The organism is Paraburkholderia sp. BL27I4N3 (genome assembly GCF_003386115.1).
Taxonomy (GTDB): Bacteria; Pseudomonadota; Gammaproteobacteria; order Burkholderiales; family Burkholderiaceae; genus Paraburkholderia.
Genome location: NZ_QREJ01000001.1, coordinates 2,551,327 through 2,577,880 on the forward strand (window position 1 = coordinate 2,551,327; position 26,554 = coordinate 2,577,880).

At 61.0% G+C, this 26,554-nt stretch carries 25 protein-coding genes and 1 pseudogene; 14 read left to right on the top strand and 12 right to left on the bottom strand.

The annotated features are described in order from the left end of the window. Window positions 1-127: 127 nt before the first annotated feature. Both phaP and B0G71_RS11715 read right to left on the bottom strand, forming a co-directional pair. Window positions 128-694 carry a TIGR01841 family phasin gene (phaP, locus tag B0G71_RS11710; protein ID WP_116141913.1) on the bottom strand — a complete coding sequence of 189 codons (567 nt, stop codon included), beginning with the start codon at window positions 692-694 and terminating at the stop codon, window positions 128-130. 235 nt (window positions 695-929) lie between these two features. After that, window positions 930-1,127, bottom strand: coding sequence for a hypothetical protein (locus B0G71_RS11715; protein WP_106285546.1), 198 nt, complete (start codon window positions 1,125-1,127; stop codon window positions 930-932). A 988-nt stretch (window positions 1,128-2,115) separates the two neighbouring features. On the opposite strand from B0G71_RS11715, the gene B0G71_RS11725 reads away from it, so the two are divergent. Then, window positions 2,116-2,403, top strand: coding sequence for a hypothetical protein (locus B0G71_RS11725; protein WP_116141917.1), 288 nt, complete (start codon window positions 2,116-2,118; stop codon window positions 2,401-2,403). A gap of 87 nt (window positions 2,404-2,490) precedes the next feature. On the opposite strand, the gene B0G71_RS11730 is transcribed toward B0G71_RS11725, so the two are convergent. The 7 genes and pseudogenes from B0G71_RS11730 to B0G71_RS11760 form a co-directional block, all read right to left on the bottom strand. Continuing rightward, window positions 2,491-2,763: a hypothetical protein gene (locus tag B0G71_RS11730; RefSeq protein ID WP_106285543.1), complete on the bottom strand. Its 273-nt coding sequence runs from the start codon at window positions 2,761-2,763 to the stop codon at window positions 2,491-2,493. A 283-nt stretch (window positions 2,764-3,046) separates the two neighbouring features. Continuing rightward, window positions 3,047-3,190, bottom strand: a pseudogene (locus tag B0G71_RS42510) (AraC family transcriptional regulator); the annotation flags it as partial. A 183-nt stretch (window positions 3,191-3,373) separates the two neighbouring features. Then, a complete protein-coding gene (locus B0G71_RS11740; protein ID WP_116141919.1) occupies window positions 3,374-4,801 on the bottom strand; it encodes a cytosine permease in 1,428 nt (475 codons plus the stop codon). A 25-nt stretch (window positions 4,802-4,826) separates the two neighbouring features. After that, on the bottom strand, window positions 4,827-5,990 hold the full coding sequence (gene argE / locus B0G71_RS11745; protein WP_116141921.1) for an acetylornithine deacetylase: 1,164 nt from the start codon (window positions 5,988-5,990) through the stop codon (window positions 4,827-4,829). Beyond that, window positions 5,983-6,660 carry a DUF1028 domain-containing protein gene (locus B0G71_RS11750; protein WP_116141923.1) on the bottom strand — a complete coding sequence of 226 codons (678 nt, stop codon included), beginning with the start codon at window positions 6,658-6,660 and terminating at the stop codon, window positions 5,983-5,985. Before B0G71_RS11750 ends, argE begins: the two co-directional genes overlap by 8 nt. A gap of 10 nt (window positions 6,661-6,670) precedes the next feature. Further along, window positions 6,671-7,108, bottom strand: a complete 438-nt coding sequence (locus tag B0G71_RS11755; protein ID WP_106285539.1) for a RidA family protein — start codon at window positions 7,106-7,108, stop codon at window positions 6,671-6,673. Window positions 7,109-7,158: 50 nt separating this feature from the next. Next, window positions 7,159-8,508: an NAD(P)/FAD-dependent oxidoreductase gene (locus tag B0G71_RS11760; protein ID WP_116141924.1), complete on the bottom strand. Its 1,350-nt coding sequence runs from the start codon at window positions 8,506-8,508 to the stop codon at window positions 7,159-7,161. Window positions 8,509-8,772: 264 nt separating this feature from the next. Here B0G71_RS11760 and B0G71_RS11765 point away from each other — a divergent pair, with 264 nt between their 5' ends. The 6 genes from B0G71_RS11765 to B0G71_RS11790 all read left to right on the top strand — a co-directional run bounded on the left by B0G71_RS11765 (window position 8,773) and on the right by B0G71_RS11790 (window position 15,461). Then, window positions 8,773-9,699: a LysR family transcriptional regulator gene (locus B0G71_RS11765; protein WP_106285537.1), complete on the top strand. Its 927-nt coding sequence runs from the start codon at window positions 8,773-8,775 to the stop codon at window positions 9,697-9,699. 182 nt (window positions 9,700-9,881) lie between these two features. After that, entirely contained in the window at window positions 9,882-11,045 is a 1,164-nt protein-coding gene (locus B0G71_RS11770; RefSeq protein ID WP_116141926.1) for an SRPBCC family protein, read from the top strand. Between the two features lie 32 nt (window positions 11,046-11,077). After that, complete coding sequence (locus B0G71_RS11775) at window positions 11,078-12,259, top strand: ABC transporter ATP-binding protein (protein WP_116148516.1); 1,182 nt, start codon at window positions 11,078-11,080, stop codon at window positions 12,257-12,259. A 1-nt stretch (window position 12,260) separates the two neighbouring features. Then, on the top strand, window positions 12,261-13,325 hold the full coding sequence (locus tag B0G71_RS11780; RefSeq protein ID WP_116141928.1) for an ABC transporter substrate-binding protein: 1,065 nt from the start codon (window positions 12,261-12,263) through the stop codon (window positions 13,323-13,325). Window positions 13,326-13,362: 37 nt separating this feature from the next. Beyond that, window positions 13,363-14,616: an ABC transporter permease gene (locus B0G71_RS11785; protein WP_116141930.1), complete on the top strand. Its 1,254-nt coding sequence runs from the start codon at window positions 13,363-13,365 to the stop codon at window positions 14,614-14,616. 26 nt (window positions 14,617-14,642) lie between these two features. Next, the gene (locus tag B0G71_RS11790; protein ID WP_116141932.1) at window positions 14,643-15,461 is read left to right on the top strand and encodes an ABC transporter permease; all 819 of its coding nucleotides are present in this window, start codon (window positions 14,643-14,645) and stop codon (window positions 15,459-15,461) included. A gap of 75 nt (window positions 15,462-15,536) precedes the next feature. On the opposite strand, the gene B0G71_RS11795 is transcribed toward B0G71_RS11790, so the two are convergent. After that, window positions 15,537-15,968 (bottom strand): hypothetical protein, encoded by a 432-nt coding sequence (locus B0G71_RS11795; protein ID WP_116141934.1) that lies wholly within the window; start codon window positions 15,966-15,968, stop codon window positions 15,537-15,539. Window positions 15,969-16,134: 166 nt separating this feature from the next. Next, window positions 16,135-17,187 (bottom strand): AraC family transcriptional regulator, encoded by a 1,053-nt coding sequence (locus B0G71_RS11800; RefSeq protein WP_116148518.1) that lies wholly within the window; start codon window positions 17,185-17,187, stop codon window positions 16,135-16,137. Between the two features lie 387 nt (window positions 17,188-17,574). On the opposite strand from B0G71_RS11800, the gene B0G71_RS11805 reads away from it, so the two are divergent. The 7 genes from B0G71_RS11805 to B0G71_RS11835 all read left to right on the top strand — a co-directional run bounded on the left by B0G71_RS11805 (window position 17,575) and on the right by B0G71_RS11835 (window position 25,038). Continuing rightward, window positions 17,575-18,345, top strand: a complete 771-nt coding sequence (locus tag B0G71_RS11805; protein WP_116141936.1) for an enoyl-CoA hydratase/isomerase family protein — start codon at window positions 17,575-17,577, stop codon at window positions 18,343-18,345. 2 nt (window positions 18,346-18,347) lie between these two features. After that, window positions 18,348-19,577 (top strand): CaiB/BaiF CoA-transferase family protein, encoded by a 1,230-nt coding sequence (locus B0G71_RS11810; protein WP_116141938.1) that lies wholly within the window; start codon window positions 18,348-18,350, stop codon window positions 19,575-19,577. A gap of 56 nt (window positions 19,578-19,633) precedes the next feature. Beyond that, window positions 19,634-20,956, top strand: coding sequence for a fumarylacetoacetase (gene fahA / locus B0G71_RS11815; protein WP_116141940.1), 1,323 nt, complete (start codon window positions 19,634-19,636; stop codon window positions 20,954-20,956). Window positions 20,957-21,010: 54 nt separating this feature from the next. After that, the gene (locus B0G71_RS11820) at window positions 21,011-21,385 is read left to right on the top strand and encodes a DUF485 domain-containing protein (RefSeq protein ID WP_116141942.1); all 375 of its coding nucleotides are present in this window, start codon (window positions 21,011-21,013) and stop codon (window positions 21,383-21,385) included. Beyond that, complete coding sequence (locus B0G71_RS11825) at window positions 21,378-22,964, top strand: cation acetate symporter (protein ID WP_116141944.1); 1,587 nt, start codon at window positions 21,378-21,380, stop codon at window positions 22,962-22,964. The genes B0G71_RS11820 and B0G71_RS11825 overlap by 8 nt, the downstream gene beginning before the upstream one ends. Window positions 22,965-23,049: 85 nt before the next feature. Beyond that, on the top strand, window positions 23,050-23,601 hold the full coding sequence (locus B0G71_RS11830; RefSeq protein ID WP_241974588.1) for a DUF302 domain-containing protein: 552 nt from the start codon (window positions 23,050-23,052) through the stop codon (window positions 23,599-23,601). A 411-nt stretch (window positions 23,602-24,012) separates the two neighbouring features. Further along, window positions 24,013-25,038 (top strand): NADP-dependent oxidoreductase, encoded by a 1,026-nt coding sequence (locus B0G71_RS11835; protein ID WP_116141948.1) that lies wholly within the window; start codon window positions 24,013-24,015, stop codon window positions 25,036-25,038. A 258-nt stretch (window positions 25,039-25,296) separates the two neighbouring features. On the opposite strand, the gene B0G71_RS11845 is transcribed toward B0G71_RS11835, so the two are convergent. Next, a complete protein-coding gene (locus tag B0G71_RS11845) occupies window positions 25,297-26,502 on the bottom strand; it encodes an amidohydrolase family protein (RefSeq protein ID WP_116148520.1) in 1,206 nt (401 codons plus the stop codon). Between the last annotated feature and the right edge of the window lie 52 nt (window positions 26,503-26,554).

Sequence of the window (26,554 nt, forward strand, 5' to 3'; positions counted from 1 at the left end):
AATACCTGGAGCCACGCTGCATTCAGTCAAGAACTTGATGTACTGGAAACCGGCCTGCGCCGCTCCTTCAGTATTCCTTCAGATAAAACAGGAACGGCAACGCGGGCATCGCTGCCCGCGTTTGGTCTTATCCCTTCGCGCCGACGGCTACGGGAACCTGTTCGGCGCGTCGCGCGGCCTTCGAGGCTGTGGCTGTGACAGCGTCGAAATTGCTCCCGGCGGCCTGCACGGCCTGTTGCCCGGTTTTCTGCAGAGTTTCGTACAGTGTGGTCGTGGCGCTGATCGCGGACTTCCACGCGGCGATCGCCGCTTCGGAACCTGCCGGCGCATTCTTCGCCGTTTCCTCGACGAACGCCTGCACGCGCGCGTTGTGCCGCTCGTACTGCGCCTGTGCGAACTGCGTGAGTTCAGCCTGCGTGGCCGATGCGATGTCGAACACTTGCCGGCCGTATGACAGCGATTTCTCCGCGAAAGGCCCGGTGAGGCCTGATTGCAGCGCGAACCATTGCAGCGGGTCTGTCGTGCCGGGCGACTTCGTTATATTCTCCTGCGCCTCAGCAAGCGTGGACCTGACGGCCTGCAGATTCAGCGCAACCAGTTTCTCCGCGCCTTCAAAGACCTTCCCTGTCAACCCGAAAAATGCGTCGAGGCTGGCCTTCACGGCAACGGTCTGGTCGGGACTCGATAGAGCCATGGTTGAATTCCTCAAAATTCGATCCGGTGCACGAAACCCCCGATCGGACGGGAGTGTTGCGACGGATCGTGATGGTGGATAAATCGAAGCGCAAGGACGCCTGTCAGGCAGAATGCGTCGCCAGAACTTCGACGGTCGTTACATCAACAGGCACTACAAACCAGCCCGCAGCCAGAACACTGCGTTCATGACTGTGTCTTCGCCGTGCTCGCCGGGAGGCGAGCGCCGCGAATATTTAGCGCATCCGGGCGACCGCCCTGAGAATAGAATCGCCGTCGCTCGTAAGATGAGCACGCGGGCTTCCTGACGCAAAATTTTCCAGCGAGATGAGCTGCCGCTCCAGCAGCGTGTCGAGTTCGGCGCGGCCCAGTTCGATCTGGTCCGGTGCGCTCTTGATGAGCATCAAGGTAGCGAACTCATGGGGACTCAACATAGCGTCTCCTCGATTTAGTCTCTCTACGCCAAGCGTATGGATTACGTCTCCTGCATAACTGCCGGCAAATTTCCTGCCACTCGCTCCGCGAAGCAATCGTGCGAGAAATCGAATCACGGAGACGCCATCATAACCGCTCAATTTTTGAACGCAATATGTGGAATGCTTTTTTTGCGTCGATGCGTTTTCTTTTTATGTGAAGCGCAACTCGAAGATTTTTAATTTGTCTGAGAAATATCCGAAACGCTTTACCAGCGCGGCTTTCATCCATCCCTATTACATATTATTGTTTTAATAGCTCACTTACTTACCGCAACTTATCGGCCGCGAGTCTAATACCCAGTTTATATTTGAATCGTATATTTATACGTTAAGCCCCACCCGTTACGATTATCGCAAAATTGCGAAATATTTATTACGGTGGTCGTATTTGTCGCACGGCGTCGGCTGAAAGGCCGGCGGACCATATCGCTCATCTCCGATTCGACGAAAGCTGGCCAGATACCGGCCTCCGCCGGTATGTTGTGCCTCTTCGACAGAGGTATGATGGATGTTGCAAGTCACGTCCGCGCAGGAGGAAATCATGCCTTCAACACCGCCCACACGCCGCATTCACCGGCCAGGAATTCCGGACCATCCAGTCCGCGGCGTTACGCCGGGCACCCGGTCGGCGACCGCCAAATCTGCACCACGCACCAAGCCCGATGTTCCCGACGCCGCGGAAGCAGAACCGGTGCCGCACGAGCATCTGCCGAGCAGATCGGACGACAATTGAACCGCCTGCGTGTTTGCTGACACTGCGTGCCCCCGCTCCGCACAACCGTTCAACCACGAATGATCTATAACAATAAGGCGCTGCGGAGTGGACGGCTGCGTGCTGTCCGGCCGCCCCCAAGTCGGCCATTCAACGGTGGAGGCTTAGCGAAGGCAGCCTGATGGATCCATGCTTTGTCTGTTCGAATTTCGATTAGCAGGTATCGGAGGCAACATGAAGTACGAGTACGGCGGCTGGGTCATCGACGCAACCGCGGATTTTTCGCTGGGTCAGTTCTTCGCGCATGCGCGGATCATCCGAACTTCCCCTGACGACGATGTGGATACTGAAATGCACATCGAGCGCAATCTTGCCTGGTTCGAAACCGAAGACGAGGCTATCGAGCTCGCGCGGCAATGGGCAATTGAGTGGATCGATGCGCGTGACGATCATCCCACGATGACGAACCCTGGTTCGTTGGCCCGGCAGAACGAAAGACCGGCGAAGGTCCCGGCCAGATAACCGGATACCGGCGCCAGCGTCTCATGCGTTCCGGCTGTGCTCGGGCCGTGGCGATCGCTGCGGCTTTTTTTCGTCCGGAGAATAGGGTCAGCGCGCGAACGTGTCGTCCACTACCCGCTGCCCGGCGCTGTACCCCGCCATGAGCGCCTCGGCTTGTGTCGGGAACGGCTGCTGGATGGCCGCCCCAAGGCGGATCGGCGCAATCACGGGGCGCGTGGCGCCCACCGCGCCCATCGTTCTGACGTGCACGACGGCGACAAAGCCTCGCGGCGGCAGCAGCGTCACGCTGCCCGCAGTCTCCCAAACGGGTTCTAGCTCCACGGTGACCTCAAAGCCTTTGTACCCGTAGATTCTTTTCATCGCCGATCCTGCATGTTCTGCCCGGTCCTTGAACCGTGGAATGTCCCTGCAGGAAAGTGTACATCGCAGTTGCAACCACGCGGCGATAGGATTTCCGAATAATTCCGCTTGCAATATCAGGCCCGAAGAATGGCGTCATTCACCTCATCGCCGGCGTAGTGCCAGAGCGCGCGACGTCGCCGGCCTGGGCACCGTTACCGCACCGACAGCAGACCCTGACCGGAGACGGGGCGCGGCTGCCTGAAATCGCGGCCATATCTCTCGTCTAACGACGCAAGCGCCGTCAGCGCAGGTCGGCTCGAAGATCGCGGACTCCTCGTCCGAAGCGCTGGCGCAAAAGCGTTCGTAACGTCGCTCCGGGGACGTAATCAACCTCGGCCGCGATGGCGTCGAGGCCAAGACCGCTGCCGTGCAAGATTAACTGCGCCCGTTTTTGATTCAAGGCCGATAAGAATCGATCAGGATGCCGATCTATCCCGGCGTCCTGATCTTACTCACCTCTCCAGCCAGCTCGCGCTGACGATGGATCGCATTCTTCGATGGAGCCGATCCGGACGACTGTCAAGCTGGCGGAATATCTCCATACTCTCGCGCGCAAGCACGCCGACAGTTACGACTGTCTCGCCGCGCAAGCTGTAACACCGGCAGCCGTTTGTCTGCGCCGATAGCTGGAGTCGCGCGAGGCGAGCCAGTAATACAGCGGCGACGTCAGAAGCAGTCCGATAACCCAGGAGAGATCCGCGCCGTCGAGATACTTCGGCACTGGACCCGCATACATCGGCGTGTTCATGAACGGAATCTGCACGACGATGCCGATTCCATAGGCAATCAGCGCCTGTGGGTTGAAGCGGCCGTAGATGCCGCCGTCCACCTGGAAAATCGACTGGATGTCGTATTTGCCCTTGTGGATCACATAGAAGTCGATCAGATTGATTGCGGTCCACGGCACCAGCACGACCAGCAGCGCGAGCACGAGATCGACCAGATTGCCGACGAAATTCGTCGACGCGCCGATCGCGCCATAGCAGCATGCCAGAAGAATCGCAATCGACAGCACGGCCCGCGCTTTCGCCGTGGGAATCCAGCGATAGGCGAAGGTCTGCAGCGACGTGATGGCAGCAAGCACCGCGCCGTACAGGTTCAGCGCGTTGTGGCTGATCACGCTCAGCAGGAAGAGGACGAGCATCGGCAGCCCGAGCGGTCCGGTGGCCTGCTTGACGGCATCCATCGCGTCGGCGCCGGGCGCGACTGCGAGCACGGCTACCCCGCCGAAGACGAACGCGAGCGTCGAGCCGATCGTGCAGCCGAGGTAGGTCGCCCAGAACGTCGATGCAACACGCACATTCGCCGGCAGATAGCGCGAATAGTCGGACACGTACGGAGCGAAAGCGATTTGCCAGAGCGCCGACAGCGAAACCGTCGCGAGCCATCCGGCGATGTTGAATCCGCCGCGCGTGAGAAAGTCGTCCGTGGCGATATGCGTGAGGATATAGCCGAATCCGATCACGATGCCGATCCCGAGCACCCAGGTTCCGATGCGGTTCAGGATATGGATGATCCGGTAACCGATGATGCCGATCAGCCCGGAACCCAGCGCGCCGATCACGATGCCGACAGGAACCGGAATAGCCTTCTCGATGCCGTGAAGAGACTTCCCGGCAAGCACGATATTGGACGCGAAGAAACCCACGTACATCACGCCTGCGATCACGGTGACCAGCAGCGCGCCCCATGAACCGAACTGCGCGCGGCTTTGGATCATCTGCGGGATGCCCATTTGCGGACCCTGCGCCGAATGCAGCGCCATCAGCACGCCGCCGACCGCCTGACCGACGACGATCGCGACGATGCCCCACAGCAAGTTCAAGTGGAAAATCTGCACGCCGAGCGCGCCGGTGACGATGGGCAATGGCGCGATATTGCCGCCGAACCATAGCGTGAACAGATCGCGTACCTTGCCATGGCGATCCTCGGGCGGCACATAGCCAATGGTGTGTTTTTCGATCAATGCCGGGGCATTGTGTTCGGAAGTATTCAAGTTCGTCTCCTTCTGTTGTGTCGTCTCAGGACGCGGCCGAAACGTATTCCGCCAGGCGAGCCAGCATCGCGTCGCATTCACGCAGTTGCTCGACGGTGACAAATTCGTCCGGCTTATGCCCTTGGTCCATGCTGCCGGGTCCGCACACCACGGCCGGAATGCCCGCCTGATTGAATAGCCCGCCCTCGGTGCCGAATGCGACGGTGCCGAACTCAACGGAACCGCTCAGCAGCGCCACAAGACGCGCCGCTTCGCTGTCGGGAGAGGTGGCCAATCCCGGATAGGCAGACAGCGGTTCAAAGCGGATCTCGGTGTCCGGCTTGACCGCGCGCATCTTCGGTAGCAACTCGGCCTCGGCGTAGGTCTGCAACTCGTCGGCCACCCGGTTGGCGTCGAAGCCGGGCAGCGCGCGCACTTCGAAGTCGAACTCGCATTCGGCCGGCACGATGTTGAGCGCACGGCCGCCCTTGATCAGCCCGGTTTGCACAGTCGAGAATGGCGGATCGAAGCGCTCGTCGTGATGTTCGGGCTGCGCCAGTTGCTCGCCGATCTCTTCCAGGCGGCCGATCATGCGCGCCGCGTATTGAATGGCGTTGACGCCATACGGCGCATAAGCCGAATGACAAGGCGCGCCTTTCACCTGACAGCGCATCGCCAGCTTGCCCTTGTGGCCCAGCACCGGCATGAGTTCCGTCGGTTCGCCGATCAGGCACAGCGCCGGCTTGTGCGCGCGCCGCGCCAATTCCGCCAGCATCGGCCGCACGCCGAGGCATCCGACTTCTTCGTCGTACGAAAAAGCGAGGTGCACCGGCAGCTTCAACTCGCGTTCGAGCAAGCCGGGCACCGTTGCCAGCACCGAAGCGATATATCCCTTCATGTCGGCAGTGCCGCGGCCATATAACCGTCCGTCGCGCTCGGTGAGACGGAATGGATCGACGGTCCATGCCTGGCCATCGACGGGCACCACGTCGGTATGGCCCGACAGCACGATGCCGCCGCGCTCACGCGGGCCGATGGTCGCAAACAGATTCGCCTTGGTGCGCTCGGCGTTGTAAAACAGTTCGCTGTCCACACCGAGTTCATCGAGGTAACTTCGGATGAATTCGATCATGTCGAGATTGGAGTCGCGGCTGACCGTGGCGAAGCCGATCAGCCGTTCGAGCAGCGCGCGGCTGGAGCGCTCATTCATTGCCGGGCACGCCGTAGCTCGGCGCGGCGGTCGGATTCAACGCCCGGGTCAGGTAGTCCTGCATCTGCGGCCGGTATGCTTGCCACAGAGCGGCGAGCTGGCCGATGGGGTCGTCATCCGCCCAATCGACCCGCAAGTCGACGATCGGCCAGCTCACGTCGCCCACGATCTTGAGCGCGGCCGAATGCACGGGTCCTGCTTCGCCGCCAGCGGCTATCGCGGCATGCATGCCCGCGAGCAGCCGATCGGCAAGCGTGCCAGTCGCCTGCTCGAACGCCGGAAGCATCGCCTCGATCACATCGACGCTAGCGAGCATGTTGCCTGCCGCCACACACTGCTTGCCGGCGACGGCGTGATACGTGCCCAGCGCTTCCTTGCCGCTAAAGAACGCCGTGCGGCCCTGCGCATCGATCACGGTGACCTGGCGGTACTCGCTCCACTCGCTCGCGCCGAGCATTCGGTCCAATGCCGCGGTGGGGTCGAGTTGTTCGTGCTCCAGAAGGTTGAGAATCTGCGGCCCAAGCGCGGGCAGCGTGACGTTCTGCGTCGCCACCGCGCCCACGCCTGCGCGGACCCATGGGCAGCGCGCGCCCACCGCAATACTGGACGAACTGATCGCGATGCCAAGCTGCCCGGATTGCGGGCAATGTCCGACGATTGAGAATGTCATGTCCCGCTCCTTAGGCTTGCGGCGGCGTCCATCCGTCCGGAATCACCGCGACAACGTCGATCTCCATCAACCACTGTGGCTGACCCAACGCGACCACCACCAGTCCTGTCGAAATCGGAAACACACCCTTCAACCACTTTCCGACTTCCTGGTAGACCGGCTCGCGGTAGCGGACGTCGGTCAGGAACGTCGTCGTCTTGACGATGTGGGACAGGTCGCTGCCTGCTTCTTCCAGCAACTGCTTGACGTTTTTCATGGCCTGCTCGGCCTGGGCGCGCGGATCGCCGATGCCGACGAGGCGCCCATCGAAATCCGTGCCTACCTGACCGCGCACATAGACCGTGTTGCCGGCGCGCACGGCCTGGCAAAGATCGTTGTCGAGCGTCTGGTTCGGATATGTGTCCTTCGTGTTGAACATGCGGATACGGGTATGCGTAGGCTGGTTCATCAATGCACCTCAATGTTAGGAATGGATCGCGGATGAGAGAGGCGTACGCATCAATTCACGCCCATCTCGCTGACTTTGTGAACGCGTGAACCGGCGGATAGGTTTTCAACGCTTTCCTCGCCGTGGCTCAGTGCCTGCTGTTGCGCGTCGCCGTAATAGGCCGCGTATTTGCGCTGCGTGACGATGTGATCGGCGATGTGCTTCGCGTCGTGCCACACGCCCCAGATGAATGCGGAACCGCGGCGCGATAGCCACGGCAGACCGAGGAAATAGACGCCGGGCTCCTTCGATACGCCGCGCTGATGTTTCGGTTTGCCCTTTTCATCGAACGCGTCGACGTTCAACCAGCTGAAATCGACCGCATAACCAGTCGCCCAGATAATCGACGTCACGCCGGCTTTCGCCAGATCGAGATCGTGCAGCGGGTGCGTCACGCATTCCGGATCCGCGGGAATGACGCGCGCTTCGGGTTCTTCGGGAAGATCGAGGCCGTTGCGCACGGCGTAGGCGTCGGCGGCGTCGAGCAGCGACAGATAGTTTTCGTCGCCGCGCGCGATGTTCTCCGCGAGATCCGCTTCGAAGGTCACCACACCTTCATCGAACGATTTCGTCAGACCCACGAGCGTGATGCCCTGATTCGCGAGACGCCGGAAGTCCACCGTATGGCCGCCACGCGCACCGCTCACCGCAATCGTGACGTGCTCCCTGCCCGGCTTCATGACCTCGGCATCCCATTCGCCGAGTACGCCGAGCCACCAGCAGAAGTCGCGGCCGCGATAGGCGCGCGGCGGACGATTGTGCGCGCCGACCGACAGATAGACGCGCTTGCCCGCGCGTTGCAACTCGTCCGCGATCTGCACGCCCGACGAACCCGCGCCGACCACCAGCACGCCGCCTTCGGGCAATTGAGCGGGATTGCGATAGTCGGCGGAATGAATCTGCGTAAGACCTGAATCTTGCGGGGCGTTTGGCGGAATGACAGGGCGCTGAAAGGGCCCGGTTGCGACCACTACACGATTGGCCTCGATTGTGCCTTCTGAGGTTTCGACGGTGAAGCCCTGGCGCCCCGCATTGCGCACGACCTTCTTCACTTCCACACCCGTGCGGATCGGGGCGTCGAATTTCTTCGCATAGGCGACGAAATAATCCGCGACCTGCTCCTTCGAAGCGAATGCGTTGGGATCGAAGTCCGCGAACTCGAGATTGGGAAAACGATCGTGCCACGCGGGGCCATTGGCAACCAGCGAATCCCAGCGTCCCGTGCGCCAGCGCTCGGCGATACGGGCGCGTTCCAGCACGAGATGCGGCACGCCAAGCTTGCCCAGATGTTCGCTGATGGCGACGCCGGCCTGACCGGCGCCGACTACGAGCGTGTCGATTGACGTTGCTTCCACTGTCATGGCTGAGTCCTTCTAAAAAAGCGGAATATTTCGATTCGATCGCGGCGTCACGGCCTTTAAGCGCTCGCGATCGTTTCGGACCAGGCAGTGTCTTCCGACTATGCGTTGCCACCCGGTCCGTTTGTCTCTCTTCAAAATCTACGCGTCCCTTCAGAATTTGAAAAATATATTTAAAAAATGCATCGCATCGGATTTGCCTATGCAAGGCTTTTTGATCGCCTCACAATGCCGCGCATGACAGATCTAAAACACGGAGCGTCGTCGATGGAGAGTCAACCGTTGCGTTACTCGTTGCGCCAGTTGCGCTATTTCGTGGTTACCGCGGAAGTGCTGTCTTTCACCGCCGCCGCGAAACGCCTGCACATCTCCCAGCCGTCGATCTCGACAGCGCTCGCGGATCTCGAAGTGTCGTTCGGCGTGCAACTGTTCATCCGGCATCACGCAAGCGGCCTCTCGCTCACGCAAGCCGGACGCGATCTGCTCGGGCAAGCGCGCAATCTCCTGAAGTTTGCGGAGGAGTTGCAGACAACCGCGAAGGAAATGGACGGCGGCATGACCGGCGCCATCACGCTCGGCTGCATGGTCTCGCTCGCGCCGCCGCTGATGCCACGACTGATCAGCCGATTCATCGACGAGCACGCGGGCATCTCGTTTCGCACGGTGGAGGCGCATCAGGACGGTCTCTTGCGCGGCCTGCACGACGGCTCGCTCGACATTGCCCTCACCTACAGTCTCGACCTGGCTGAAGACATTGCCTTCACGCCGCTGCTCTCGCTGCCGCCTTATGCGATCCTGCCGCGGACGCATCGTCTGGCACGCGCGCGCAAGGTATCGCTCGCCGACCTCCTTCCCGAACCTTATGTGATGCTCGACCTGCCGCACAGCCGCGAGTATTTCGCCGCGCTCTTCGATGCGGTGGGCAGCCGTCCCGTACCCGCATTCCGTTCGTCGCAGCCGGAGGTCGTGCGCGGCATGGTGGCCAACGGTCTCGGCTATAGCCTCCTGAACTTTCCGCTCAAATCGAACCGCACCGTGGACGGCGAAGAGTTCGTCATTAAGCGTTTCAAAGACAATGTCAATGCAACGATGCTCGGCATCGCGCAATCGCGCACCATGAAGCCGCGCCAAGTGGTGCATCGCTTCGCCTCGTTCTGCGAGACCTATATCCAGAGGCTGCATTTCGACGCATGATGAGAAATGCGCGATTCTCTACTTCAGTGCCACGCGCGCTGCATAGACAAAAGCTTTGCTTTGTATCTGAAAACAATATTTTGGCTTGCAATTTGGCTTGTTAGATTGGTGTCCATGTTGAGCGCTACGCCGTAAAGCCTCGCGTTGACGCGCTCTCACCGTGACGAATCAAGGGGGACACCATGGCCAACCCGGCAAGGACGATCGCAGTGCAAGCACTTGTCGACGAACTGCGCGCGGGTTGTGAACGTCCATTCGGCGACGCGCACGCAATGCCGCCCGGCGTCTATACGTTGCCCGAATTCCTCGCACTGGAAGAGCGCGCTATATTCGAGCGGGAATGGCAATGCATCGGCCGCGCCAGTGCGCTCAAGGTGCCTGGAGACTACATGACGGCGCGGATCGGCGCGCAACCTGTCGTCGTATTGCGCGACGAACAGATGCAACTCAAGGCGATGTCGAACGTGTGCCTGCATCGCATGTCTGTGCTGCTCGAAGGACGCGGCAACGTGCGCCGCATCGTCTGCCCTTATCACGCGTGGAACTATTCACTGGACGGCGCGCTGCAAGGCGCGCCGCTCATGGATCGGCAGGAAAGCTTCTGCAAGGAAAGCTACCGGCTGCCCACCTTGCGTTGCGAAGAATGGCAAGGCTGGATTTACGTGACGCTCGACGAACACGCGCCGCCCGTTCATGCCCAACTCGACGAACTGAGCGAACTCATCGGCGCATACGGCATGTCGGACTACGTCGAGACCTTCCATGAAGAACACGTGTGGAACACGAACTGGAAGATCCTCGCGGAAAACTTCATGGAAAGCTATCACCTGCCCATGTTGCATCGCGCGACGGTAGGACCGCATTCGCGGCTCGAGGAAATGGAATGCCCGCCGGGCTATCCCGCCTTCAACTATCACTGGATCACGAAGGAAGCGTCCTTGCCCATCGGCAACGCGCATCCGGACAACACGCGCCTCGCGGGACACTGGCGCAAGACCACGGCGCTGCTCGCGATCTACCCCACGCATCTCGTCACGCTCACGCCGGGTTATTTCTGGTATCTCGTGCTGCAGCCGCAAGGCGTGGAGCACGTGCATATCCGCTTCGGCGGCGGCCTTGCACCGGAGTTCATCGCCGATCCCGAGGCCAACGCCCATATGACGACGCTGAAGAAGCTGCTCGACGAAGTGAACGCGGAAGACAAACGCGGCGTGGAAGCCGTGTTTCGCGGCGTGCATGCGCCGCTCGCAAAGCCCGGTCACCTGAGCCCGCTCGAGCGTCCCAACTATGACTTCGCGCGCTATATCGTCGGCAAAATCGGCGCGACGCAGACCGGCACGCATTGATTACGACGCACCATCGACAGGACGCGATCACGATGTCAAACCCTTCCTTCATTTCGTTCTCGGGCGTGAGCAAATCGTACGACGGCGCCCAATACGTCGTCGACGATTTGAACCTCGACGTGCGCAAGGGAGAATTCCTGTCGCTGCTCGGCCCGTCCGGCTCGGGCAAAACGACCACGCTCATGATGCTCGCGGGATTCGAATCGCCCACGCACGGCGAGATTCGCCTCGACGGCCGCCGGCTCGACGACAAGCCGCCGCATCAGCGCGACATCGGCATGGTGTTCCAGAACTACGCGCTCTTTCCCCATCTGACGATTGCGGAGAACGTTGCGTTTCCGCTCTCCGTGCGGCGCGTGAGCCGCGCCGAGCAGAAAACGCGTGTGCAGCGCGCGCTGGAGATGATCGAGCTGCCGCATCTGGCGAACCGGCGTCCCGCGCAACTCTCCGGCGGACAGCAGCAGCGCGTGGCGCTCGCGCGCGCGCTCGTGTTCGAGCCGAGCGTCGTGCTGATGGACGAGCCGCTCGGCGCACTCGACAAACGCCTGCGCGAAACCATGCAATACGAAATCATGCGCCTGCATCGCGAGTTGTCGCTCACGATCGTCTACGTGACGCACGATCAGGCCGAAGCGCTGACCATGTCGGACCGCGTTGCCGTGTTTTCCGATGGCCGGATTCAGCAGGCCGCCACGCCGAGCGAACTGTACGAGAACGCGCAGAACGCCTTCGTCGCGAACTTCGTCGGCGAGAACAATGGTCTGACTGGGCGCGTCGTCAGTGTGGGCGAGGACTGGGCGACGCTCGCGCTCTCGGACGGCAGCGTCATTCGCGGCCGCAGCGAGCCCGGCCTGCGCGCGGGCGACGAAGCGATGCTCGCGCTGCGCCCTGAACGCGCGCATATTCCCAGCGCCGAAGGCGTGCAGATCGACGAACACAGCAACGTGGTGCGCGCACAGGTCCAGGAACTGGTGTATTGCGGCGATCATCACCGCGTGCACCTCACGCTCGGTTCACGCGATTCCTTTGTCGTGAAAGTACCTAATACGCAGCGCCATGCGCTGCCTTTGCCCGGCAGCGAGATCGAAATCGCATGGCGCCACGACGACTGCAAGATTCTCGCGATAAGCGTGCCGCGCAGCGCGCCCGTGATCCCCGCATCCACCCCGCTCTCACCCTCCATCATCACGACCGCACCTGCAGGAGCCAACTAAAATGCGCACTCTCATCAAAACACAAAACGTCGCACTCGCAGTACTCGCCGCAGCCGCTTTGACCACCGTGACCACCCAGGCCGCGGAGACGCTTTCCGTCGTGACCTTCGGCGGTGCATACGAAGCGGCGGCAAAGAAGGCCTATTTCGAACCGTTCACCCAGGCCACCGGCATCGGCTTCTCGACCGAATCGTATGACGGCGGCCTCGCGAAGCTCTCCGCGATGGAGCAGGCGAAGAACACCACGTGGGATCTGATCGACCTCGAAACGAACGACGCGATCACCGCCTGCGACGAAGGCCTGCTGCAGAAGTTCGACAAGAAGACGATCGGCAAGACGAGCGACTTCATTCCCGGCACGATCAGCGATTGCGCGGTCGCGAGCATGGTCTGGTCCACGGTCTACGCGTACGACGCGTACGACGCGAGCAAGCTTAAGACCGCGCCGACCACCGTCAACGACTTCTTCGATCTGCAGAAATTCCCGGGCAAGCGCGGCCTGCGCAAATCGCCGAAGGTCACGATGGAATGGGCGTTGATTGCCGACGGCGTCGATCCGAAGGATGTCTACAAAGTACTCGGGACACCTGCCGGCGTGGATCGCGCGTTCAAGAAGCTCGACACGATCAAGCCGAACATCGTGTGGTGGGAGTCAGGCGCGCAGGCGCCGCAGTTGCTCGCCGACGGCGCCGTCGTGATGACCCAGGCCTACAACGGCCGCATATCCGACGCCGCGAAGAAGGACAACAAGCCTTTCAAGACCGTGTGGGACGCGCAGGTCTACGACTTCGACTGGTGGGCCGTGCCGACGGGCGCGAAGCACGCCGACGCCGCCGCGAAGTTCATCGCCTCCGCTTCGCAGCCGAAGGCGTACGCGGACTTGTCGAAGTACATCGCCTACGCGCCGCCGCGCAAGGACGCGATCGCGCTGATCGACAAGCAACGTCTCGCCGATCTGCCGACCGCGCCCGAGAACTTCAAGCGTGCCTTGCAGATCAACGCGAACTTCTGGGCCGACAACGCGGACCAGATCAACAAGCGCTTCCAGGTGTGGCTGACGCAGTAACACAACCGTCCGACGAGAGCCCGACTTGACTACTCACATGCCCGCTTCGGCCCGCGCCCCGGCCCCGGGCTCTCCGACGAGAGCCGACGGCCGCGCGTCGTTTCAAAAGGCGCGCCGCCGTGCCTCGGTGCAAGCGCTGTTGCTCGCGCTGCCGCTGATCGTGTTTCTGCTGTCGACGTTCATTGCGCCGATCGCGCTGCTCCTTGCCCGCAGCGTACAGAACCATGAATTGCCCGACAGCATGCCCGCGCTCACGCGCGCGCTCGATGCATGGGACGGGCGCGGCGTGCCGGAAGAGCGCATGTTCACCCTGCTCGCCGCGGGGCTCAGGGAAGCGCAGCAAAGCGGCCAGCTCGGCACGGTCGCGCGGCGGCTGAACTTCGATCAGGCCGAGTTCCGCAGCCTGTTGATGCGTACCGCGCGCCAGTTGCCAGCCGACGCGCCGCCCGCATGGAAAGCGGCGCTCATCGAACTCGACCCACGCTGGAATTCGCCCGAGATCTGGCGCTTGCTGAAGCGCGCCGCCTCCTCGCCGACGCCCGACTATCTGCTCGCGGCCGTCGATGCGCATGTGACACCGCAAGGCGCGGTCGCCTTCGTGCCGGATAACGCTTCGATCTATCGGCAGGCGTTCGTGCGCACGATCTCGATCAGCGCCACGGTCACGCTGCTGTGCCTCCTGCTCGGCTATCCGGTCGCATGGCTGCTCGCGAATCTGCCCGCGAGAAGCAGCAACCGCCTGATGCTCTTCGTAATCGTACCGTTCTGGACCTCGCTGCTCGTGCGCACGACCGCGTGGTACGTTTTGCTGCAACCGGGTGGCGTCATCAACAGCCTGCTGATGGGTCTCGGCCTCACCACCCATCCACTGCCGCTCATCTTCAACCGCGCGGGCGTGCTCATCGGCATGACGCATGTGCTCCTGCCGTACATGATTCTCGCGATCTATTCGGTGATGAAGAGCGTATCGCCCGTGTACGTACGCGCCGCACAATCGCTCGGCGCGCACCCGTTCACCGCGTTCGTGCGGATCTACATTCCGCAAACGCTGCCCGGCGTGGGAGCGGGCTGCTTCCTCGTGTTCGTGCTCGCGCTCGGCTACTACATCACACCCGCGCTGCTCGGCGGCGCCGGCGACGAGATGATCAGCCAGCTCATTGCCATACAGACCAACACGCAACTCAACTGGGGCCTCGCCGGTGCGCTATCGGCGTATCTCGTGATTTTCACGGCGATTTTCTATTTCCTGTTCAACCGGATCGTCGGCATCGACCGTTTGCGCTTCGGTTAAACACGCTGACACGACGAGAGATCGACATGCAAGAACAACGCAACAAGGTGCTGACGGAACGCGTCGCCGCGCGCTGGGTGCGGCTACATACAGCGCTTGTGCTGTTCTTCCTGATTGCGCCGATTCTCGCGATCATTCCGCTCTCGTTCAATTCGGGTTCGTACTTCTCCTACCCGTTGCAGGGCTTTTCGCTGCGCTGGTATGAGCAGGCGCTCACGAGCGCGGACTGGCAGCGATCGCTTTTGAACAGCATCGGCATAGGCGCGGCGTCCACGCTGATCGCCACGTGTCTCGGCACGCTGGCCGCGCTGGGCATTTCACGCACGCAGTTTCCGCTGCGCTCGCTGATCATGCCGATCCTCATCTCGCCGATGATCGTGCCGATTGTCGTTGTGGCCGCGGGTTTCTATCTGATCTTCGCGCCGCTCGGCCTCGTGAACTCGTATCCCGGCGTGGTGCTGGCGCATGCGGCGCTCGGCACGCCGTTCGTGGTGATCACCGTGACGGCGTCGCTGCTTTCATTCGATCAGAGTCTGTTGCGCGCCGCGTCCGGACTCGGGGCGACGCCCTGGATCACGTTCAGGCGCGTGACCTTACCGCTCATCACGCCGGCGGTCGCGACCGGCAGCGTCTTCGCTTTCGCGACCTCGTTCGACGAAGTCATCGTTATTCTGTTCATTGGCGGCCCGGATCAAAAAACCGTACCGCGGCAGATGTGGAGTGGGATTCGCGACTCGATCGATCCGTCGATCCTCGCCGTGGCCACGATGCTGATCGTGTTCGCCGTGCTGCTCTTCGCGAGCATCAACTGGCTGCATGGGAGCCGGGACGGCAGTAAGGAATGACGGAGCTTGCTGCCCCGCGATATCTATCGTCGACGCAAGCCGCTCGCCCTCCTCGCTTCGGGATGCGCCGCGAAATCAATGGTAAGTCGTCGTCGACGATTGCAGCTTGGTCAGTACACCGCCCTTGAATCTGAACCAGCCTTGCGAGCTCTGCATCACGACTTCATCGCCTTGCCAGAACACGCGCCTGACCGTCATGCGTTTACCCGAGCGCTGCACAAGCGGCGGACGACGGCGAAAGTCGTACAGCACCGGACCGGAATCGGTCTGCACCAGCGTGCGCGTGACGGTGTCGCTTGCATTACCGACCTCATCGAAATGCGTGAGTGTGTCGGCGCCGAAGCGATCGAAAACTTCCTTATCGAGCATCCCCACGAAATCGCGCTCGGCGCGAGCGAATTCCAGTGCGCCCGAAGGCGTGGCGAGCGGGCCGGGCGCGTTGCTCTGCGCATGAACGGAGGTCGCCAAAGAGATGGCCGCGAGTGAAGCGAAGAATAGTCGTCTCATGTTTCCTTTGGATTCAGGGGTGGTTCCGACGGCGGAGTGTGACTTGCAATCGGCCCTTGGGAACACGGTCGTCAATTCTGACCGACACGTTGAAGGTCTGCAACTGAATGATCATCTGCGCTCGCCATCGCACCGTGCGCAGACCTATGCAGGCGCGCCGCGCCTGTCACCCATCCTGGCCCGTTCCCTTCCGATAAAGACTGGGTGAGTTTCCGGTCCACTTCCTGAACGACCGCCGAAAGCTCGCCGCGTCCGAAAATCCAATACGCTCGGCGACCTGTTCGATAGGAAGTCGCGTGTTCTCGAGAAATTCAATGGCGAGCGACCGGCGCACATCGTTCAACAAGGTTTGATACGAGTAGTTATCGTCGGCGAGCCGTCTATGCAAGGTTCGCAGTGACATGCCGAGCTGCGCGGCCATCTTCTCCGCGGATGGGAACACGCCTGGTGCGTTCAGGCACGCCATGCGGATTTGCCGCGGAAGTTCGGGAATGCCATCGCGTTCTTCGAGAATGCGATCACACAGTTGCTGGCAGATTTGCGCGGTAATCGGATTCGCATTCGGACACGGACGGTCCAGTACATGCACGTCGAAATGCCACTCCATCGTATCGGCGCCGAATTCCACGGGACAGTCGAACATCCTTTCGTAATTCCGCCAATGCGGCGGCGCCGGATACGCCATGACCATGCGCTTCGACGGAAAAGGCGCTTCCAGCACGCGGCTGAATAACACTGTCATCGAACTGCGCCAGAACTCGGCGACAAACGGCAACATGTCGCCAAGCGATGCGAGTCCGTGGCTGCTCAGAATGCCGGTGTCCCCCTTGGTGGAATAGCTGATCTGCAGAACCGCGCCGGCCATCCTGACATTTTCGACGCTGAATTTCAGCGCGTCACCAAAGGTTGTACTGCTGACCATGGCGTAGCCATAGATGCCGAAGTCACTGATCCTCTGACGTGCGCCGGCGAGCAATCCAACATCGGCTCGTGTCGCTAGCCGTTGAGCGTTTCGATAAATGGCGAGGCGCTGACGATGCGAAATTCTCGCCTGCGAATCCTCCAACTGGTTCGCATGGACGCCCGTATTCGCAAACAGTTTGTTGACGGAAACGCCCTCGGCGGCCAGTTCGGCGGCGAGCGCGGCCAAGCCCAGAAGACTCTGCGTTGGCGCGTCGAGATCCGGATGCAATGGCGTGATGATTTTCGGTGGTCGCACGATATGCCTCACTGCAATTGCGGACATGCTCGCACATTTTCTCGATCTTCGTTGGGCGCGTTTGGCACAGTTTGACACGGCAATTGGCAGGGTTGGACGTTGCCGCTCAATGAGCTCGCTGAGATAGTAACCATCAACGGCGCATGCCGAAAAACAGATGGAGACAAGCTATGAAGCCCTCAGTTGACCCCGCGCGGACACTAGTGACAACCCTGATCGGCGCGCATCCTGAGACCGTGGTTGGCGCAATCGGTCCCGTCAATGCGGCGACGCAACACGCTCCGCTGATAAGCACCGCTGCCGCATCGGTTTAATACACCGATAACAGACCCGTCAGCCGGCACTCCCACACACAGGCCATATTGCGATCACCTTGCAGAGAGAACCATGACCACAGTAAAGATTGAAATGGATGGCGCCGTCGGAATCGTTTCATTAGCCAAGCCGCCGCACAACCTGATCGACGACGCGATGATTGCGGATCTGCTCGCCGCGTATCGCGGCGTGGTCGCTGAAGGCGCGCGCGCGATCGTGCTCAAAAGCGACATGCGGCACTTCTCCGCCGGGGCGGAAATGAGTTCATTTACCGACGGCAAGACAGTGATCCAGCACAACGCCGATCAATTCCTCGAGTTCCTCGACGTGCTGGAAAACGCGCCGGTTCCGACACTCGCCGCCGTTCACGGCGCCGCGCTCGGCGGCGGCCTCGAACTGGCGTTGACATGCGACATGATCGTCGCCGCGGACACGGCCTACTTCGGCCAGGTCGAGAACATCGTTGGTCTGATTCCCCTGCTCGGTGGCACGCAACGACTCGTACAGCGAGCGGGCGTCGTGCGCGCCAAGGAAATCGCGCTAATCGGACGGCGGCACGCAGCGGAAGCATTCGAGCGCTGGGGCATCATCAATCACGTCGTGCCCGAAGCCGAACTCCAGAGCGCCGCCATGTCGTTCGCCCGGCAACTGGCGGCAGGTCCGACCAAGGTTCTCTACGGCATCAAACAGCAGGCCAATCTCGCCGCAAACGGCGGCGTGCGCAGCGCCGACCTCGAACAGATCAACCTCAACAACATGATCTGGCAGACGGGCGATCGCGAACGAGGTTTCGCTTCGTTCTTTTCCACCGGGCCCGCCACCGCCGAATTCAAGGGAGATTGATCATGTCAGCACCGCTCGAAGGTATTCGTGTGATCGATTTCACGCGAGTGCTGGCCGGACCGCATTGCACCAAAACGCTCCTCGATCTCGGCGCCACCGTGACCAAGATCGAACCACCCTCCGGCGATATCGGCCGCGTGAGCATGCCGCATATCGGCGACATGTCGCTGTATTACGTGCAACAGAACGCCGGCAAGCGCAACGTGAGCCTCGACCTCAACTTCCCGGAGGCACGCTCGATCATGATCGACATGTGCCGGGACGCGGACATCATCGTTGAGAATTTTCGCCCCGGCACGTTGGACAGGTTCGGGCTCGGCTATGAGCAGGTACGCGCTTTCAACCCGTCCGTGATCTACGCTTCTTTGAGCGGCTATGGACAATCGACCTCATGGCGCAACCGCCCCGCCTTCGCGCCGACCGTGCAAGCCGAGTCGGGACTGACCGACATCGTCCAGCACCATTTCGGCTCTGCGCTCACCGAAGTTCGTAACGACGCATGCAGCCACGCCGACATGTACACCGGCCTTCACGGCGTAATCGGTATTCTGGCCGCGCTTCAGCATCGCGCGCGAACCGGCGAGGGACAACACGTGGACGTCTCGATGGCGGCGACCATGCTATCGGTGAACGAACGCGTGGGTGCCCAACTGTCGGAAATCGATACGGAGGGCGAACCGATTATTCTCTCCGCGCCCGATTCGCACATCTTCGATTTGCCCGATGGACGTCGACTCACCATTGCAGGCAGCCCGATTTACACGCCAATGTTTTCGCGTTACTGCGCGATGATGCGCCGCAACGATTTGCTGAGCGATCCCCGCTTCGGCACGGCGCTGTTGCGCCGGCAAAACATTGCTGATTTGCTGGCGGAAGTGCGCGCATGGCTTCTCACGTTCAATGACCTGGATCAGCTCCAGACGCAGGTCAGCGAAGCGGGATTGGCCATTGGCGTGGTCCGCAGCGTCAACGAGTTCGCCGATTCCGAGTGGGTGCAGGAATGGGGCGCGCTAGTCGATGTCGACGACAGATCCGGCGGCACGACACGCATGCCCGGCGCGCCCTGGCATTTCAGCCAGTCCGAGTTGCCGCAGCCGGGCAGCCCTGCTTTCCAGGGCGAGCATAACGCCGAGGTTCTCTCGAAACGCAAACTTAGCGCAGCGTTCATTCGGGATTTGCAGGAGCGCGGAATTCTTCTCAGCAGGCACAGCCCCACGCGCCCGTTCGACTGAACGTCGCTGCTATGACGCGAGCCGCTCGCGCCTTAACCGAATGAATCGGGACGAACATGCAACACACTCTGAATCAGACGCATGACCCCGCTGCGCGCAGCTGGGTCGAATCGGCCAATGCACCGGCGTGTGACTTTCCAATCCAGAATCTGCCGTTTTCGGTTTTCCGCAGAAAGCATTCCGGTGCGGCGTTCCGAGGCGCGGTCGCAATCGGCGATCAGGTCGTCGATATGGCCGCCTGGGCGGCTCGTGCCGGCCTGAATGGAATCGCGGGCGAGGCCGCGCGGGCGTGCGCGCAGCCCGTGCTCAACGAGTTCTTCTCACTGGGTCCGCCCGCATGGCGCGCTGTACGACACGCGCTATTTGCGGCGCTTCACGAGCGAGTCTTTTCGAACGATCGCGCGGCCATCGAAGCGTGTCTGGTCCCGCAATCGGAAGTGGAATACGGCCTGCCTGCGCAGATCGGCGATTACACGGATTTCTACACGTCGATTCATCACGCGACCAACATCAGCAAGCTACTCGGCCTGAGCGGTGTGAGCGCCAATTTCAAATCGATACCCATTGCCTACCACGGCCGCGTCTCGAGCATCGGGCTCAGCGGTCAGCGCTTCCGGCGCCCAGCGGGCCAAATCATGCTTCCGGGCGAAGATGCGCCGATCTTCTCGCCGTCGCGCAAGCTGGATTACGAACTCGAACTTGGCATCTACATTGGACAAGGCAATGCGGCCGGCGAGCCGATCGACCTGGATCAAGCCGACAGTCATGTATTCGGGCTGTGTCTGCTCAACGACTGGTCCGCTCGCGATATTCAGGCCTGGGAGATGCAGCCATTAGGCCCCTTTCTGGCGAAGAATTTCGCCACCACGATCTCGCCATGGATCGTGACCATGGAGGCACTGGCGCCGTTCAGGCTACCTCTGCCGCGCCCGCACACGGATGGAAAGCCACTGCCTTATCTGGATTCCGACCGCAATAGCACGGCGGGCGCCATCGATATCCAACTGGAAGTCTGCATGGAGACTTCTCGCCATCAAGCCGCGAATGTTCCTGCGGCGCAACTCTCACTCACGAGTTTCAGGCATCAGTACTGGAGCATCGCACAGATGGTCGCGCATCACACCGTGGGTGGCTGCAATCTGCGTGCTGGAGACCTGCTTGGCAGCGGCACCATTTCAGGTCCCGAGAAATCAGAAGCGGGCGCGCTGATGGAACTTGCACGCAACGCAAGCGAGCCGGTCACGCTGAATACAGGCGAAAAGCGCAGCTACGTGGAGGATGGCGACGCCATTATCCTGCGCGGCTACTGTGAGAAAGCAGGCTTTGCGCGAATCGGATTTGGCGAAAGCCGCGGCGAAGTTCTGCCCGCAAAACTCTAGCGACCCAACCTCTTCAAATGTCTGTCATGAACACCATAACGGAGGAGACCCGACATGCAATCGATGGAATCAATCAACGCGGAGTTCGAGAGGCAAAACGTGACGAAAGTCAGATCATCCGGCTTATCGCTCGTCGAGAAGACGCGAGCGCTCGCAAAGTTCAGGAACCGCTTCGTGTGGTCATTGCTTTATACCTCACTGGGAATCTATTTCGGCCTGTTGATCGCGGTGCTGGAGTTTCCCGGCGCGATGTCCCTATCCGTCTATGGCGAACTCAACCTCGGACTGCTCGCGGTAGTCGCTCAGTTTGCGCTCACGATCGCTACCTTCTGGGGCTACTGCGCATGGGCCGAGCGAGTCTACGACCCGATAGCGGCCGAACTGCTTAAAAGCGCGTTTGCACAATCGAACGGTGATCGACATGAATAATCTGATCAGTCATGGCGGCCTCAGAATCATCGCCTTCGTGGGATTTATCGGACTCAGCCTCATTCTGACCGGATGGAGCGCTCGCCGATCGCGCGGAACCTCCGGATTTTTCGTGGCCGGACGCAATCTGTCGCCGTTTCAGAACGGCCTCGCGCTGGCGGGAGACTTCATGTCCGCCGGTTCGTTTCTCGGTGTGACGGGACTCGTTTCCCTGTTCGGATTCGACGGGATCGTGTATCAGGTCGGCTTTATTGCCGGATGGATCATGATCATGCTGATCGTCGCGGAGCCGGTCAGGAACTGCGGCAAATACACGCTCTCCGATGTGGTCGCACTGCGTTTGCGCAGCCGCGGCGTTCGAGCGGCCACATCGGTTTCTTCGCTGATCATTTCGTTAGCCTATCTACTCGCGCAACTCGTCGGCGGCGGCGCACTGGCCAGTCTGCTACTGCCGATCGGCACCAACGCCGCGATCGTGCTGATCGGCGTACTCATGATCGCGTATGTGCTGTTCGGCGGAATGGTGGCCGCGACTTACGTGCAGATCGTCAAGGCTGTTCTCGTCTGGACTGCCGGCGCGGTGCTTGTGCTGCTCGCTCTCGCCCACTTTTCCTTCGACGTGGGTGCGCTATTCAGTAAGGCACGCCTTTCTTCGCTGCATCCGGCGCAGTACTTTGTGCCGGGCGGCTACTTCAAGGATCCGCTGGATACGCTGTCGCTCACCCTCGCTCTGGCGTTGGGCACAGCAGGACTGCCGCACGTCATGACCCGGTTTTACACGGTGCCGTCCGCCGTCGCGGCAAGAAAGTCCGCGAAAATCGGCCTGATCGTCATGACGTCTTTCGCGGTAATGATGATCGTGCTCGGATTTTCCGCCACCGCCATCGTGGGGCCGGCGGCGATTCTCGCCACACACAGTTCGGGAAACAGCGCCATCACCCTGCTCGCCACGGCACTCGGCGGCGGTGCGGGTTCTGCCGGCGGTGAACTGCTGCTCGCCTGCGTTTCGGCAATCGCCTTCGCGACGATTCTTGCGGTCGTCTCCGGCATCATGATTTCCTCGGCCTCGACCATCTCTCACGACATCTTCGGCCAACTCTTCTCGGCGTCTCGCGACAAGGAACGCCGGCAGGTCGTGATCGCGAAGATCGCCACGATAGTCTTTGGTATCGCCGCGATGGGACTCGCACTGCTCGTCAAGACGTTCAATGTCGCTTTTCTTGTCGGTCTCGCGTTCGCCATTGCTGCCAGCGCAAACTTGCCCGTGATTCTTTTCTCGATGTACTGGCGGCGTTTCACGGATCGAGGCGCAGCGGCCGCCGTGCTCGCCGGCACCCTTTCCTCGATCGGGCTCGTGCTGTTGGGGCCGGCCGTTATCGGAGCGAAAGGCATCATCTTCAAGGATTCCACCCCGCCTTTCTGGCTCTCGAATCCCGGCCTGTTCAGCATTCCGGTGGGCTTTATCGCGGGCTGGATCGGATCGGTCACGACACGCCAAAACGCCGCCGACGCCTCCTTCGATGCGCAGCAACTTCGAATGCTAAGCGGCCTCGGAGCGGAAGCCGCGTCGGAACACTGAGGCGAGAGAGCGCCCTACTTATCTGTCCAACAAGGAGACAACAGTGATTAACCTACGTATTACCGCTTCACGAGTTGCATTGCCAATGGCCGCCATTGCTGCGATCAGCATGAACATGTTCTGTGCGTCCGCGACGGCGGCGACCGTCGAGGTATCGGAAACAAAGACGATTATCGATCACGTGACCGTCTCTTCCAGCAAACCCTACGCTTCCGTCAAACAGGATCTGGAGAGCCGCCTCGGCCGACTCGACGATCATATCCGCACGCTGCTGAAGCAGGACAAGGTCGACGAATTGCGTGTGGCCCTTCAGAAAGCCGCCGGCAACGACGGTCTTGTGATTCACTACATCGGGCTGCATGGAGATTGGCTCGTGCTGAAAGGACAGCGCAGGAACGGCACCGAGTATTTCACCGGCAATGTTCTCACCGCGACAGAGATGACCAGCGTCAATATGGCGGCGGGACTCTATGCGCCGTTGCGTATCATGGTCTACGAAAACGCACAGGGTGGCACGACGATCGAGTACGATAAGCCGTCGACCCAACTCAGCCAGTTCCACAGCGCCCAGATCGACGTACAAGGCCGCTCGCTCGACGACAGGCTGGCGAAATTATGTGCTTCGGTATTGCAGTAGATCCTCCGGGATCTGACGGGCGAGTGTCCTGACGAAGCGGATATTCGCCATGAGAAAATAGACACTTCCAGACAGATCGTTCTTGCCTTCCGTCCGGATGGACAACCAACCGCCGGCAGTTTCCGTTTTGAGCAAACCGCGCTGCCGGCCATCCCGCCCGTGCAATCGATGCCGCGATTGGGCCCAGGCGTCGCTCTGTCCAGCGAACAACACGTGGAAGGGGATCTCGCGGCGGGATAAATAATGAGTCGACGGCGGCTGTCCATAAAATTAAAATATTGGCGCACGAAACCAGCCGCCGAAGATCGCTGTCTTGCCTTGTTGAATCCGTCATACCAACATTGCAAACGCCTCGCGCAACTCAATTGAATCGTTCCCACGGCATCGCAAGTCACACCGGAAAACCAATCCATGAACGCACCCTATTCGAATCGCCAATGGTTCTATGTAAAACGTCCCACGAGTCGCGTTGGATCGGAACACTACGAGCTTCGTGAAAGCGAAATCTCGGGACCATTGGCGGAGAACGAAGTCATCGTCCGCGCGCGCTATATCAGCGTGGACCCGTACATTCGCATCCAGCAGCACGAGCGCAACACGTACGACGTGCCTCATCCTCTCGGCATCGTGCAACGCTCCGGCGTAGTGGGAGAAGTGGTCGAGTCAGCCAGCCCGCTGTTCGCCAAAGGCGACTGGGTGTCGGCCTATTCGGGTTGGCAGTTGTATGCACGTTGCCATCACAGCGAACTGACCAGACTCGATCCGGCAAGCGCGCCAGTTTCCACGGCACTCGGTGTGCTGGGCATGCCGGGGCGTATCGCCTGGTTTGGCCTCACGGAAGCCGGCCGGCCGCGCCCTGGTGATACGCTGGTTGTATCCGGTGCGGCCGGGGCCGTCGGCTCGCTGGTTGCACAGTTCGGCAAGAAGGCGGGCTGCAAGGTCGTGGGCATTGCCGGTGGTCCAGACAAGTGCCGATTCCTGCTCGAAGAACTGAAACTGGATCGCGCGGTCGACTATCGGGAACACAAGACGCACGAAGGCTTGACGAGCGCGCTGCTCGAGGCCACAGGAGGGGTGGACGTTTATTTCGACAACGTCGGCGGCCCGATCACGGATGCCGTGATTCCGCTTATCAAGCGCCGGGCTCGCATTGTGATTTGCGGAGCGATCAGTCAATACGACGGTGGCTTGGACACGCCGGACGTGGGCCCACGATTTCTCCAGCACATGCTCTTTCAACGCGCCACCATCCAGGGCGTGCTGGCGAGAGACTATACCAATCGTATGGACGAAATGGTCGCGCAAGTGGCGCCGTGGGTTAAGAGCGGCGAGATCGTATTCAAGGAGACTTTCGTCGATGGATTCGAACAACTGCCTGCTGCGCTGAATAGCCTGTTCGAAGGCGGTAATGTCGGCAAGTTGCTCGTGAGGGTTTGAGCGAATTCGTTTCGCGCCCGCAAATGAAGCAAGGCGCGCATCGATCACCCGATCCGCGCAGTAATGCGACGCCAGCGCGGGCGTCTCGCAGACAGCGACGGCGCGCTCGCCCTACACCGCGAGTGCGCCATCTTCGATCACACGGCGCTGTGAATCGACCGTGATCACACAGCGGTGTTTGATCAGTACATCGATCCGTGCCCGATTGTTCCTACCCGGATTGCCCTCGCCGAGCATGATCCTTCTGAAGCCGTCACATTACGCCGCACCGACCAGTTCGCCGTTGCGCGCGACGATGCGCCCGTTGGCCACCACCAGCTTGCGCCTGGGCCGGGCGACCACCGCTTGCGCAACGGTTTCCGCGTCGACCAGCACGAGGTCGGCCCTTGCACCGGCATGCAGCCCATAGTCGCGGAACCCGCAGCCGCGTGCCGCCGCTGCGCTGACGCAATCGAAAGCGACGGCCAGTTCGTCGTCACGGCGCATGTCGTAACGCAGGCCGATCAACATCGCGCGTTCGAGCATGTCAGGCGAGCCATACGGCGACCAGGTATCGCGAATGCCGTCGTTTCCGCCAAAGATAGTGATGCCTTTTTCCCTGCAAGCCTTCAATGGCGGAACCGGACGCGACGGCGGCGCCGAAGTCAGGAGCGCCACGTTCAACTGGGCAATCCGTTCGAGCAGCACATCGCGTTCGCGCTCCGGCAGTGCGCCCAGACAGAACGCGTGGCTGACCACGACTTGCCCTTGCATTCCGAGCGCCTTGACACGATCGAGCAGCAGTTTGAAGGTGAATGCGCCCACCTCGCCGGGTTCGTGCAGATGGATATCGATCGGCTTGTGATAGCGCCCGGCAAGCGCGAACGTCAGATTCAGCGACGCGACCGGATCGCCGTCGATCAATGCCGGATCGAGCGCGCCGAGCACGTCCGCGCCGTCGGCGAGCGCGCGGCCCAACAGTTCGTCCGTTCCCGGACGGCCCAACAGACCGGACTGCGGAAACGCCACAATCTGGATGTCGAGCAGATCGCGCATCGCCTTGCGGGTCTGGAGCACGCCTTCGAGGTAGCGCAAACCCGCGTCGGTATCGACGTCCACATGCGTACGCAGGCGCGTGGTGCCCGCCTCTACGAAGGCACGCGCAAGCGCGAGCGACTGCGCGCCCGCGTCGTGGCCCGATTCCTTGCGCCAGCGGCGCTCGTTGTTGATGCGATCGAGCAACGTCGCGCCGACCTCGTTGCGATACCACGGCCTGCCCCAGTTGGTTTTGTCGATATGCGTGTGCCCTTCGACGAAACCAGGCAGCAGCAACGCGCCGCCGCCGTCTTCCACAGCGACGCCCGGTTGCGGCACGAGGTCCGGGCCGAGAGCGGCGATGCGCCCGCCGGCAATCGACACGACCACCGGCTGGCCGTCGGCCAGCCGGACATTGGAAATGACGAGAGAAGATAGCGAAGAAGTCATGTTGATTTGGCAGAAGTAACGATACGGGCTCGGTGTTCGTCCTCTTTGCAGC